Below are 12,841 nucleotides of genomic sequence, written 5' to 3'. Positions count from 1 at the left end.
AATCGAAATTAAATTTACTCATAAATGAAACCCCCAAAATTGGATTTTTCTGTCCAACCTTGGGGGTTCACTTTATTTGCACAGTTTTTTTTATTCAGCATTGAGAAACCATTACCAAGACTTGATCAATAAATGTACTGGCACTTGTTGGTCGGGATCGGGATCGTTTTTTTCGGCGTCAGCCATCATTGTCATGATCGTCTGACGGAGTTTTAAACGGGCGGCAGGCGACAAGTGATAATCACCAGTTGCGAGCACCACTGGACTATCTTCCGGGTCAGTGACTGGTTCGGTTTTGAAGTCATGGGTCAGACTAGCTAAAAATTGTTGATCAAGATAGAGCAACCAACGCGCAATGTCGTCAAAGTGTTGTGTCGTCCATTGTGGTGAAATATTTTTAAAGTCTGGATAATCAGCCATGAGGGTATGTTCACTGGCTGGTTGCTGCGTTAACAAATAACTGGAGTAATAGTATTCATCCAGGTTCTTAACTTTAGTTTGCTTGACGACCGTCAGTAAATCGGCCGCTAACATTTTTTTGATTGTATAGTACAATTGGTTGATCGGTAATTGTGTGGCCTGTGAAATTTGTTTAGGCGTCAGGCCAGTGGGGGCTTTGGTGACGTTTAGGATGGCGCTAACTTTCTCGTCCGCCATTAATTGTGCGAGCTTTGAAACGGTTGATTTTGGCATTGTTTTCACCTCGTGTTCAGCTTAACCGATTGACAAAATTAAATCAATCGGTTATATTTTATTTATCATTTGAAAATATTTAAACGATAAATAAAAATAAAACGAGGATGAGTCCATGAATCAGTTAATCAAAAATCGTGCTTTTATGACATTGACCGGCGCCGACTTTTTTGAAACTATTGGTATTAGTCTCTTTAATATTGGGCTATTACTCTATGCAAAAACTTTTGAGCAAGCGACTTTGCTTGTTTCAGTAGTTTCAGTTGCTACCGTCCTGCCAGGACCATTAGGAATCGTTATGGGGCGGTTGGCCGATTTGACGGGGCATAGGCGCGAATGGCTGATTAGCACTAAGTTTATTCAAGCTGGGTTATATTTAGGCCTAGCACAGTTGATCAATCAGCATAATTTGATGGTTTTTACGATGATTATTTTGCTTAATATTAGTTCGGACGTGTTGGGCCTTTTTAGCAATAGTTTGCGAATGCCGATGATCCAAGCAAAAGTGACAAGCAATTTGCGGGAACAAGCCACGGGCTTTAATCAAGGAGTCACGACGTTGATGCAAATGGTTGGTCAGGCATTTGGTGTGACTTTACTAACGATGACCCATGATTATCAGCTTACAGGGTTGGTTAATGCGCTGACTTTCTTATTAGCGGGATTAGTTTTACTGAGTGGTTATCGGTCATTGGCAGTCACAATTCAACCCGCTGGTCACCAATCGTTTAAAAGGCTAGTTGCGCAAGCCAAACAGGTTTTTGAATTAAGTGCGGGGGTCAATGTGGTTGGATTACTCATGAGTATTTTATTGATGAATGCGGTGGGTGCAAGTATCGATGCGATCTTAAACTTGTTTTTGCTCCATATGGGTCATCGGTTGCCCTTATCATTTAGCCTGAGTGTGCTGGTTCTAAATACCGTATTTGTGACAGGGACGATTCTTGGCAATCTATTACATACGGGCTGGTTTAAACGGTTAACCTTTCGGACGGTGGAATTGCTCACGTTGGGAGTGTTGAGTGGTATTTATGTCAATTTGCTGACTTGGCAAAACTATTGGGTCATTATTGGTGGCATGGCGATTGCCGGTTTTGGCATGGGCCAGATGAATCCTAAGCTTTATGCTAATCTGATGCAGGTGGCAGACCCGCAACAACTTGGCAGTGTTACGGGCGTGCTTAGTTCATTAACGACCATTTCCATTCCGGCTGGCAGCATGGGTATCGTATTGGTTTATAATGTCGTCTCTGGTCCAGTGGCCTATGGTTTATCGCTAGGACTGCTAGCTTTAGCTGCTGCCTGCTTGTTTTTACCGGCTAGGACGAAGTTAAGTGCGTAATTTAATGACCGGTGTCTGCCGAGCGAGTTACTGTGGGTTTCTGCATAGTTGTGATATTATAAAACACAACAGCAAGGCTAAAGGAGGCGTGAGTGTAGATGGCAAATACGCAGTTAAGCGATGCGACCCACATTATGGCTTATATCGCATTGCATCCAGCAGAAAATCTTAAAAGTGACCGAATCGCCAGCAGCTTGAAAACTGATCCGACGACGGTACGACGGTTAATGGGAAAATTACGGCAAGCAGGATTGTTACAGTCGACACGCGGCATTGCGCGGCCACAACTTGCTTGCAAGCCGATGGATATTAGCTTAAGAGACATTTTTCTAGCGGTCAGTACGCGGCGTGCATTATTGACGGTAGATCATGATACTTCAACCGAGTGTCCTGTTGGCAGTGTGATGCCCAAGGTCATGGCCAATTACTATCGTGAAATTCAAAGCAGTGCAGAAGGTCGAATGGCGCGGATTACGCTGCAAGATGTGATGAATGATGTCATCACCCAGCAACAAAATTAATAATCACTGATACTGATTTGTTGACAGCTATCAGTGATTGTTTTATGCTTTGGCTGTGCTTAAAACAAGCACAACTAGTAAATGTGAGGAGCGCTACATATGACAAAAATGACAGCAGGCCATGCGTTGGCCAAGGTTTTAGAAGATTGGGACATTGATCACCTTTACGGCATTACTGCCGATTCCATTAATAATACGGTCGATGGGTTATACCAAGAACGTGCTAACCTTAAATACATTCAAGTGCGTCACGAAGAGGTGGGCGCTTTGGCAGCCGCAGCGGATGCCAAGTTAACTGGTAAAATTGGGGTTAGTTTTGGTTCTGCTGGTCCTGGTGCGGTCCATTTATTGAATGGTTTGTATGATGCAAAAATGGATCACGTCCCAGTTTTGGCGTTAGTCGGTCAATCGGCAACGGAAATTATGAATACAAACTTTTTCCAAGAAATGAACCAAGATCCCGTTTTTGCGGATGTGGCTGAATTTCATAAGCAGGTGACTAATGCGGCCCAAATTCCATATGTCGTTGATGAAGCGATTCGTTCTGCCTATGCGAGTCGGTCAGTCTCGGTCGTTATTTTGCCAGATGATCTTTCTGGGCAAGAAATTGAGTTTGAAGGTTTTAAGACGCGTGCCTTGGCTGCCGTCTCACAAAAGCCACGCTTGGATGACGCTGCAGTCACAGACGTCGCGCAGCAATTAAAAGCGGCTAAGCACCCAATTTTGTGGGTTGGTCAAGGGGCAAGACGGGCTAAGGCCGCGGTAATCAAAGTTGCGGAACAATTTAATTTACCAACTTTGAGTACGGCGCCAGCGACTGGCACGATGCCAACGGATCACCCTTTGTTTATGGGGTCACGTGGTCGGCTTGGGACTAAGGCAGCATTTGAAGTGTCACAAGCGGCTGATTTAGTGCTTTTTGTTGGAACCAACTATCCATTTGCACGTTACTTACCGGGCAATATCAAGTTTATTCAAGTTAATAACAATTTGGCAGATTTAGGTAAGCAACGCGATGCTGATACAACAGTGTTGGCGGATGCAAACGAATTTTTGACGCGCTTAGCCGACACCGGGGTCACTCGTCAAGAGACAGCCTTTGTCAAAGCGGCTAAACAGGACAAGGCGAACTGGGATACGTGGTTGGCAAAGCTCGCCGCCGATGATCACGATGGTTTAGCTGCTGAAGGTGTGATGGCGGCCATTAAGGCTGCTGCAACGGACGATGCAGTCTTTGGCCTTGATGTCGGTAACAATACTGAATGGGCGATTCGGCAATTACCGTTCAATCACGCCCAACGCTTTGCAATGTCTGCTTGGTATGGCACGATGGGCTTCGGGATGCCAGCCGGGTTGGCGGCCAAATTGAGCTATCCTGACAAGCAAGTCTGGAGCATTTCTGGTGATGGTGGCTTTGGGATGGTCATGCCAGATATTTTGACCGAAGTGAAGTATCAGTTGCCGGTAGTGAATGTTGTCTTAGAAAATAAGGCGCTAGGATACATCGGGCATGAAAAAATTGTTGCGGGTCAGGCACCCTATGGGATTGATCTCGTAGGTGCTGACTGGGCTGGAATGGCCGAAAATATGGGTGCTATTGGCTTCAAGGTAACTAACTTAGTAGAATTAAAAGTTGCTATGGACAAGATTGCGACGTTGCAAGCAAATGGTAATACCAAGCCAATCATCTTAGATGCTAAAATCAAAAATGTTGATCCAATTGACACGAGTTTTGTGCCGGTTGATCCTGATAGTTTTGACGCCAAAATGATTGCTGGGTATCGTCAACAATACGCGGTTGATGAAGCGACCCAACCAGCTTTTTCAACGTTATTGAAGCAAGTTAAAGATTAAGTTGTCCAAGGGGCCTTCACTTGTGAGGGCCTTTTTAGTTGCAATCAATAACTTAATTAACAAATTGGGCGTATAATTCTGATTATTAATAGTGAAGGATGATGTTAATTTTGGCTTATAAAGTAGATTTTAAAACTGTCTCAACAGTTGGACTTGAAAGTTCACCAGTCGCACCCGCATTGGCAGGGTTACGTGCAAATGAAGCGCGGTATTTTTGGAATAAATTCAAACATGAATTTGTCACAGTTCCCGCCAGTGAAGCGCCTGAAACGTTGCAGTGGATTGAAACGATTTTGGCAGAACGTGACATGCATTTCGGCTACAAACCGTTAGAAGTAACCGAATTTGTTGTTGAAGGTACTAAGTGGGCCTATGTCTTTTATGAAAATGGTCTGGCCGTTAATGTGCTATATAGCCTGGAAGATGGCGGCAAGCGAGCCGTTGGTTTTAAATTGAGTGATGGGATGGCAATTCCCGCTGAATTTGAAGGTAAGTTTAAATTTGCTCATCAACGATCGAAGCTCGCGGGGACGATTCGTGGGTCGTTTTTTGTGATCAAGGGGACGTATTAGGTAAGCGGGTTGTGCTGACGATAAAATAGCTGTCAAAATGTGACTTAGTTTGGTGCTATCTGAAAAGAATGTTTTATGGATTAAAAAAATTTCCAAAATGGCTTGATAGTCATGTCTGGAAATTTTTTTTGCTATTCAGTCGGTAATACGCTAATTTGTGCATGTTCAGTTACAGTTTCCACGCCGCCACAGGTTAGCAGCAACTGGTGGTTGAATGGACAGACCTAGAAATTTATCTGGGTTGCTATGGAGAGTTGACCGTACGCAGCCAGGTGTTTTTACTCCAGCAATATGCAGTAACCTTCGATCTCATAATGTCTGGATCATTTAAGTTAATGCATTTAGCGATGCTAGTTACTTCGTTAAGAAATGTTTTAATAATAAGATTGCTGCGATAAGATACATGGTGGTAGCGGCGATATTTAATGCTTTTTTAGTACTCATCAGATTACCTCCAATTGTATTTGAATAGGTGACTTGATATTACGGCAGTACGTGAAGTAATTCAGTCTTGTCCTTAACTAGTGTTCTTGATAGGCCCAGTTTGACCAAGCTATGCTTATCAGTGTAATGATGAAGTTTAAGCTAGTTAGGCCTAAATCTTGAGGACTTTTTTGTTTATGTCTAGGGCCAGTGCCTCGTACTCCACTACCTCAGTTTCTCTCATTTATTATAATACCGTAAAGCGTGTGCACAGCCGGGTATAAAATTAAAAAAATTCGTATTTATGATATATGTTCTTAAAACTATAATATATGTACTTGCCCGCCTAGGTGATTGTGTTTAAAAATTGGTCAAAGTGAATGAATTTTTATCCTGAGTGCACCAATAAATCGTTTTAGAGCGTTCAAGAGCGTTTTAAAATAAATAAAAACGCCGTTAAATCAACGATTAGCGACGTTCTGAAAAGATAATTAACATGAATTTAAGGAGAGTACAGGATTTGAACCTGCGCGCCGGTATTAGCCGGTTCGCCGGATTTCGAGTCCGGTGCATTACCACTCTGCCAACTCTCCAAATGGTACCTGAATAGTATAGCATAATTTCTCACAAGAACAAATAATTATTCAAAAATGGTCAGACGACTACTGGTGAAAAGCTGGTAGCTGGAGTCAAATAGCTGTCAACATAAACACGACCTGGATATTAAGTCGTTCGTGCAACAGGCAAGCAGTCTCTGTTAGCTAAAAATGGCACTCAAACGACGGCGTTTAGACGTACTTTCTGATGTCGTGACGCCAAGTTGGCTGCAAATAACCAATGAGGTTTGACTGAGCGAATTCAGTGTTCCCAAAAGGGTTAAAGGTGAAATTGTGTCACCAACGCGAATTTGCCAGTCAAAGGTGCCGGGCATTTCAGCGGTTGCGGTTTGAAGTGTCAACCAATAACGTTTACCGGAAATCGCGGTCATTACAATGTGGTGATTTGTCATAGCGGTCACTTCACCGTTCAATGGTGCGTAGATGGCAGTGTTATTTGGTTGAACGGCTAATCTAATTTGACCCGGAATATTTCTGGCATCGCCAACTGTGTCGAGACTAACTGATTGTCCTTGAACAGGTGAAGATAAGCGATTGATGGCTGAAAAATGGTTGAATAAACTCATTTGAAAAACCTCCTTAATTAACTTTCACGGTAACTATAACTTATGAAACGCGTCTCAGGTCAAGCCTCCGCGCTCATTTTTTGTAGTCGATTGATTGTGTCACAATAGTCAATCATGACCATGGTTACATAAACCTATTTTATTAATATAATTAATATTGTAATATAAGAAAGAAGTTATTATTTTTGGAGGGATTTAGTTGAAAAAATTTTTGATTGGGATCGTCTTATCCTCATTGGCAGTGATGTTAGTTGGCTGTGGAAGTGGGAGACAGTCTTCAAATACATCTAGTAGTCATCAGTCGCAAGCGACTAAGGTGAGTCCGAAGAAACATAAGCGCTTGGCTTCAAAAAAGGCGACCAGCACTAGTCGGACTAGTGCAAGTCATGCGACAGCTGCGTCGTCCAATGGTGGTAGTTCATTTGCGAGTCAGCTTACGGATAACGATTGGTATGTATTAGCTTATTTGAAGGAATGGCATTACGCCATTTCAGATGCAAATGCGTCACCATATTTTGAATTAACAAACGGAGAAATTGAGCAGGGTACGGCTGATTCTGAGTGTAAATTGATTTCAACTACTGCTACGACAGTGACCGTTGCGCCATCATCTGGAGAGGGCGCATGGAGTACTTTTCACAATGTGACCTTGAATAAGTCGGATTTAATTGATCAATTTGTTCATAGCCAAGATGACGTTAGTTTAGTAGCTGCGTTGACAGCTAAAGCCTTGGCGAAACCTGACTCCTATTCGAATGATGATGATACTAACGACGAAGACACTAATAGTGACGATGAAGATACAGATGATGAAGACACTGATAGTAACGAAGATACAACCGATGACCAAGATACCGACAGTCAAGATGATCAAGATACCGATACTCAAGATGACGATCAGTCAACTGACGACGATAGTACTGCTGATAATGAAGCTTGGCAAGTCGTAACGCCAGCACCCATTGATCAGCAGACAGCTTCAGTAATTAAACTTTAGATCCAAAATAGCAAGTAATCAGCCCATCCTGATTACTTTTTATTTTGGGTCAGTAACTTGCTGAATGTCTCGGAGTTAAGTAAACTTAGACATAGAAGTGTAAGAGGTGATTCAGGTGGATTTCATTGATCTGAAACCAATTGATTTGCAGCACACGCCGATGGGAACCCATATTAAGCGCCCCAACCGGCACGAGTGGCAGCTGGATTGGGATAAAATGGCACAATTGATTCGGGATAACCAAGACGTGATTGCGGTCGTCCAGGCGGGCTTGGCTGAAGATTGGCTCAATACCCATGGCACCATCTGGGATGACAAGTGGGGCTATTACCGTTATCCCAATGATTATCGAGAATTTGACGATACAGTGTTTTGGGCAGCTTCCACTTGGGCGACGCCGGCGATTTTAGTCACGTTTCACAATGAACTTGCGAAGTCATTTGCCTGCTACAAAATCGGTACTGACCCGGATTTTCACTACTTAGGTCGGGTGCATTAATAAAAATCATTGGTTGACTCAAATTGGAGGAAATAAGTTGAAAGTTGGAATAGATAAGCTACATTTTGCGAGTTCACACTTATATGTAGACATGGCAGATTTAGCGCTGGCACGCAACGAAGCACCAGACAAATACTTGATTGGAATCGGTCAGTCAAAAATGGCCGTGATTCCACCGAGTCAAGATGCCGTCACGCTAGCGGCAAATGCCGCTGCACCAATGCTAACCGCCGCTGATATTGAAGCCATTGATTTGCTCATCGTGGCCACGGAATCAGGTGTTGATAATTCTAAGGCCGCGGCAATTTATGTGGCAAAATTGCTTGGTTTGCAGCGCCGTGTCCGCACCATTGAAATGAAGGAAGCTTGTTATGCGGCGACAGCCGGCGTCAAGTTGGCGCAAGATCACGTCAGCGGCCATCCCGATAAAAAAGCCTTAGTGATTGGCACTGATATCGCACGTTATGGGTTGCACACGCCAGGTGAGCCGACACAAGGTGGTGGAGCGGTCGCGATGTTAATTAGTGCTGCACCACAAGTCTTGGCATTAGCGGATGATTCCGTTTTACTGAGTCAAGATGTGATGGATTTTTGGCGGCCACTTTATCACACAACCGCATTAGTTGACGGCAAATACTCGTCCAATATTTATATTGATTATTTTCAGGATGTCTTCAAAACTTACTTGGCTGAACAGCAAAAAACGCTTGCTGATTTTAAGGCGTTGACGTTCCATTTGCCCTATACAAAAATGGGCTTAAAGGCATTGCGGAGCGTCTTACCATTGGCGACAGAAGCACAACAGCGAGCGTTGTTAGCTCACTTTGAGGCGGCGCGGCACTTGAATCGCGAAGTCGGCAACTTGTACACTGGCTCGTTGTATCTCAGTCTATTGTCATTATTGCTCACTGATCCGACTTTAGCAGCTGATGATCTCATTGGTCTTTTCAGTTATGGTTCCGGTGCAGAGGGAGAATTTTATACCGGTCGTCTGCAGGAAAATTACCAGCGTGGTTTGGATTCAGCCTTGCCACAACGCCTTGCACGTCGACGTCGGGTGAGTGTCTCAGAATATGAGGCACTGTTTAACGCCCAACTGGCTTTGACCGCCTCAGATCAGACGATTGCGCTCGGTGATGATCCCCATCGTTTTGTCTTGACTGGACAACAGCAAGAACAACGTCAATATCTGGATCGGCAACACTAAAAAATGCGTTGTCAGCCACGCTTAAAGTGGGTTGACAACGCATTTTTTATTTGAAGTTGTTAGTAACAACTTCGCCATCTTTAACACTTAGTAGGGGATTATTGGTGTCCGGTTGTAATAACTGAACCGTATAATTTTTTCCAAGATGTTTTTTGATTGAAGTTGATAATGATTCATAATTTTGTGTAATCGTGGTGATGGCTTTTTGGTTCTTGCTTGGATATTGTTTCACTGTTTTTAAAGATTTGATATATTTGGCATTCGTGGGCGTTACTGTAAAGGTTTTGGTCTTGCGATCCAAAGTAACGGATCCCATCGACTTGTAGTTAGCCTTTAATTGCTTCAAAATACTATCTTCTTTGAGCTGAGTCGTTGCCGCAGCCTTCTTCTGGTTAGCTTCATTAAAGACCACTTCAGATGACCCAATTTTGGCAGTGGTGTTCGAGCTACTGGTAGCAGAGCTTGATGTCGCCGTTGTTTTGGCAGTGTGGCTCTGATTGTATGGCCAGTACGGTAGTTTAATAATGGCAAAAATCGTCAAGGCCGCGCTCAAGACCGCGACCGTGGCTAAAAACTTCCAACCGCCACCACTTTGACGCGCGGACAGGACTGAGAAAAAGGCCAATAAAAAAACAAGTAAGCCAATGATGGCTAAGAATAACATGTAACCAACCCCCGGAATTTAAATTAGTGTCACTATTATACCATTGACAGCCTGCCTGATGAGAGTTAAATTCAGTGGACCGAAAGGAGTTTAGCAATTTGGCAGAATTATTTTTACCGAGCCATCCGGAGAATCAAGCGGCGATGGCGGCATATATGCGCAATCAATTTAGTTTTTTAGGCGTCAGGGCGACAGAACGGCGTGAACGCACCAAACCAGTGATTAAGACGAGTCGAACACTGACTTTACCAGTGTTGCAAGATTGGTTGAGTTTTTATTATGAGCAACCGGCGCGTGAATATCAGTATGTGGCCATTGACTTGGCCTTGGTGAATGTGAAACGTTTTACGCCGGAATTATTTGACTGGTGTGAGCGCCAGATTCCAGTTAAGGCTTGGTGGGATAGTGTTGACGCTTGGCGCAAAGTCATGAGCACCTATCTGGTTGCCAATGCGGCAGTAAACACCCGCGGCAGGGACTTTATTCAGACCGACGAGATGTGGTCGCGACGCGTCGGCATCACCTTACAACTAGGTTTAAAAGGTGTGACAAACCAAGCCTTTTTAACGGAGGCCATTGAAAACTCACAGACGGATTCAGAATTCTTTATTCAAAAGGCGATTAATTGGGCCTTACGAGATTATAGTAAAACTAATCCCTTGTGGGTACAGGCATTCATGTCGAGTCATCAATTATCGACACTTGCTGAACGTGAAGGCCGCAAAGCGCTAAAAGAAAATTAGTCTGAAAAAAACGACCCCAAAACAAAATTGGCTGTACCAATCATGTGGAAGTCGCCAGGCCGAGAATTACCCGGTTTGAATTTTTGGTTAATATAACATGTCGCGATAGAGCCCAACAACTTTACCTAGGACAGAAACGCTAGTCAAGATAATGGGTGCCATCGTGTCATTTTCAGGTTGTAGACGATAATGGTCTGCTTCCTTGAAGAATCGTTTGCAAGTTGCTTCGTTCTCGTCGGTCATGGCAATGATAATGTCACCATTGTCGGCGGCACTTTGACGCCGAACAATCACTTGATCGCCGTTTAAAATGCCAATGTTAATCATACTCTCGCCACGAATGGTTAGCATGAATAAGTCACCGCCAAAAGTTTCTAAGTCTTTTGGAATTGGGAAATAGTCGGTGGCTTCTTGGACGGCAAGAATTGGTTGGCCGGCCGCAACGGTCCCAAGAATTGGGATTTGATGTGGCGTCGTTTCGACGCCCAAGACCTCGTAGCCAGCCGCCGTCACTTCGATTGCCCGTGGCTTAGTCGGGTCTTTTTGAATGAGCCCTTTTTTCTCGAGCCGGGCAATGTGACCGTGGACGGTTGAGGTCGAAGATAAGTCAACGGCCTCACCAATCTCACGGACGGTTGGCGGGTAACCTTTTTCATTGACACGTTCATAAATGAAACGTAGAACGGCCATTTGTTTACTTTCAGATGTTTTACTCATCTTGGCACCTCATTTTAATTTTCTTTAGTTGTTAAAATCATTGTAGCATAGCTTTTTCACGCTTTCAAACAAATGTTCGGTTGACAAATACTTTTAATTGATTTAAGGTCAAAAATCGAGTATTCTAGTTATGCTTTTGAAAGGAGTGACTAGTTTGATTTCAAAAGAATTATTGAGTCGAATTAATGAATTGGCGCACAAAGCCAAAGAAGAAGGACTCACCGAGTTAGAAGAACTCGAACGCAAAGAATTGCGTCAAAAATACTTAAAAGAATTTCGGGCCGGTTTCCGGCAACAAGTCGAAATGTTACAAGTATATGATAAAGATGGTAAGGAAGTTACGCCTGAGAAGGTTCGGCAAGTTCAGCGTGACCGTGGGCTGCGTGATGATTAGCGCTTACAAGGAAGATTTGTCAAATGACAAATTTTCCTTTTCTTTTAGGGTTAATTTGTGTAGACTAGTTTAATGAAGTCTATAAAAAGGGAGGGGAATGACTGTGTCTACTGGTATTTGGATCTTAATTGTCGTTATCGGCGTTTTAGTCGGGCTGACCGGTGGTTTCTTTGGTGCTCGGCACTACATGCAAAACTACTTGAAACAAAATCCACCAATTAGTGAAGAAATGTTGCGCAGCATGATGATGCAAATGGGTCAACGCCCATCCGAAAAGAAATTGCATCAAATGTTAAATTCAATGAAAGCTGCATCTAAAAACGACAGCAAGTAATGATAACAAAAAAACACGCCTTAGTTGGCGTGTTTTTTTTCGGCTGGGTCAATATAATGAAAGTTAGGATCAATTTGTTGATCAAGTTCATCAAATGCGGTCAGCATTTGGGTTTCAATCTTTTTTTGTCCAGCTTCATCAAGCTTTAGTTTGCGGTCGATATAGATTGGCTCGCCAAACCGTACCGTGACCCGTTTGCGACTAAAGAGCCGCTTAAAGGTTAACGGACCTTGATAGACGGTCGGAACGAGTGGCACACCAGCCATTTTAGCAATGACGGTGGCACCACCTTTTAATTCTTGCGAATGCCGTGTGCCAGAAGGGAACATGATGAGCGAAAGGTTGCCCTTACGCAAAAATTTAACGGGCGTCTTAATGGCAGATGGTCCCGGATGTTTCCGATCCACTGGAAAGGCGTTGGCATGAACTAGGATATAGCGCAAAATTGGATTTTTAAATAATTCTTCTTTGGCCATAAAGCTAAACTGCATTGGGCTGCCCGCTAAAGCATACAGCAAGGGGTCAAACCAAGTGCGATGAGGGCCGACTAGCACATAGCCGCCCTCTGGTAATTTTTCACGGCCTTGATAGTGGGTATTGCCGTTAATAATCGCGACGATAACCCTGACGAGTCCGCGCATAAAAGAATAAAACATCGCAAACTTCCTTTCGAAATACTGATTGCCAATAGTATGACG

The 12,841-nt window shown here is 43.6% G+C and carries 15 protein-coding genes and 1 tRNA gene; 10 read left to right on the top strand and 6 right to left on the bottom strand.

Annotated features, from left to right (window positions below):
* Positions 1-111: 111 nt before the first annotated feature.
* Positions 112-693 (bottom strand): winged helix-turn-helix domain-containing protein, encoded by a 582-nt coding sequence (locus FFM74_RS10965; protein ID WP_137626671.1) that lies wholly within the window; start codon positions 691-693, stop codon positions 112-114.
* Positions 694-808: 115 nt separating this feature from the next.
* On the opposite strand from FFM74_RS10965, the gene FFM74_RS10960 reads away from it, so the two are divergent.
* The 4 genes from FFM74_RS10960 to FFM74_RS10945 all read left to right on the top strand — a co-directional run bounded on the left by FFM74_RS10960 (position 809) and on the right by FFM74_RS10945 (position 4,982).
* Positions 809-2,035, top strand: coding sequence for an MFS transporter (locus FFM74_RS10960; protein ID WP_137626670.1), 1,227 nt, complete (start codon positions 809-811; stop codon positions 2,033-2,035).
* A gap of 98 nt (positions 2,036-2,133) precedes the next feature.
* A complete protein-coding gene (locus tag FFM74_RS10955) occupies positions 2,134-2,556 on the top strand; it encodes an Rrf2 family transcriptional regulator (RefSeq protein ID WP_137626669.1) in 423 nt (140 codons plus the stop codon).
* Between the two features lie 99 nt (positions 2,557-2,655).
* The gene (locus FFM74_RS10950; RefSeq protein WP_137626668.1) at positions 2,656-4,410 is read left to right on the top strand and encodes a thiamine pyrophosphate-dependent enzyme; all 1,755 of its coding nucleotides are present in this window, start codon (positions 2,656-2,658) and stop codon (positions 4,408-4,410) included.
* A 110-nt stretch (positions 4,411-4,520) separates the two neighbouring features.
* Positions 4,521-4,982 (top strand): phage tail protein, encoded by a 462-nt coding sequence (locus FFM74_RS10945; RefSeq protein WP_137626667.1) that lies wholly within the window; start codon positions 4,521-4,523, stop codon positions 4,980-4,982.
* A 928-nt stretch (positions 4,983-5,910) separates the two neighbouring features.
* Here FFM74_RS10945 and FFM74_RS10940 read toward each other — a convergent pair.
* Both FFM74_RS10940 and FFM74_RS10935 read right to left on the bottom strand, forming a co-directional pair.
* Positions 5,911-5,998, bottom strand: a tRNA-Ser gene (locus tag FFM74_RS10940).
* Between the two features lie 164 nt (positions 5,999-6,162).
* Positions 6,163-6,588, bottom strand: a complete 426-nt coding sequence (locus FFM74_RS10935) for a PTS glucose transporter subunit IIA (RefSeq protein WP_137626666.1) — start codon at positions 6,586-6,588, stop codon at positions 6,163-6,165.
* A gap of 199 nt (positions 6,589-6,787) precedes the next feature.
* Between FFM74_RS10935 and FFM74_RS10930 the strand changes: the two genes are divergently transcribed.
* From FFM74_RS10930 to FFM74_RS10920, 3 genes are all read left to right on the top strand, one after another.
* Entirely contained in the window at positions 6,788-7,585 is a 798-nt protein-coding gene (locus tag FFM74_RS10930) for a hypothetical protein (RefSeq protein ID WP_137626665.1), read from the top strand.
* A gap of 115 nt (positions 7,586-7,700) precedes the next feature.
* Entirely contained in the window at positions 7,701-8,084 is a 384-nt protein-coding gene (locus FFM74_RS10925; RefSeq protein WP_137626664.1) for a hypothetical protein, read from the top strand.
* A 37-nt stretch (positions 8,085-8,121) separates the two neighbouring features.
* A complete protein-coding gene (locus tag FFM74_RS10920) occupies positions 8,122-9,291 on the top strand; it encodes a hydroxymethylglutaryl-CoA synthase (RefSeq protein WP_137626663.1) in 1,170 nt (389 codons plus the stop codon).
* 46 nt (positions 9,292-9,337) lie between these two features.
* Here the strand turns inward: FFM74_RS10920 and FFM74_RS10915 are convergent, their stop codons facing one another.
* A complete protein-coding gene (locus tag FFM74_RS10915) occupies positions 9,338-9,955 on the bottom strand; it encodes a hypothetical protein (RefSeq protein ID WP_137626662.1) in 618 nt (205 codons plus the stop codon).
* A gap of 98 nt (positions 9,956-10,053) precedes the next feature.
* Between FFM74_RS10915 and FFM74_RS10910 the strand changes: the two genes are divergently transcribed.
* Entirely contained in the window at positions 10,054-10,698 is a 645-nt protein-coding gene (locus tag FFM74_RS10910; protein WP_137626661.1) for a DNA alkylation repair protein, read from the top strand.
* A gap of 87 nt (positions 10,699-10,785) precedes the next feature.
* On the opposite strand, the gene lexA is transcribed toward FFM74_RS10910, so the two are convergent.
* Positions 10,786-11,415 carry a transcriptional repressor LexA gene (gene lexA / locus FFM74_RS10905; protein WP_137626660.1) on the bottom strand — a complete coding sequence of 210 codons (630 nt, stop codon included), beginning with the start codon at positions 11,413-11,415 and terminating at the stop codon, positions 10,786-10,788.
* Between the two features lie 130 nt (positions 11,416-11,545).
* On the opposite strand from lexA, the gene FFM74_RS10900 reads away from it, so the two are divergent.
* Positions 11,546-11,809, top strand: coding sequence for a DUF896 domain-containing protein (locus FFM74_RS10900; protein WP_171000724.1), 264 nt, complete (start codon positions 11,546-11,548; stop codon positions 11,807-11,809).
* 97 nt (positions 11,810-11,906) lie between these two features.
* Entirely contained in the window at positions 11,907-12,143 is a 237-nt protein-coding gene (locus FFM74_RS10895) for a YneF family protein (protein WP_080235722.1), read from the top strand.
* A gap of 20 nt (positions 12,144-12,163) precedes the next feature.
* Here the strand turns inward: FFM74_RS10895 and FFM74_RS10890 are convergent, their stop codons facing one another.
* Positions 12,164-12,799, bottom strand: coding sequence for a lysophospholipid acyltransferase family protein (locus FFM74_RS10890; protein ID WP_137626658.1), 636 nt, complete (start codon positions 12,797-12,799; stop codon positions 12,164-12,166).
* Positions 12,800-12,841: the final 42 nt, after the last annotated feature.

Origin of the sequence: Lactiplantibacillus pingfangensis, assembly GCF_005404945.1 — a bacterium.
Lineage (GTDB): Bacteria > Bacillota > Bacilli > Lactobacillales > Lactobacillaceae > Lactiplantibacillus > Lactiplantibacillus pingfangensis.
This window is presented reverse-complemented; position numbering and strand designations above follow the sequence as displayed.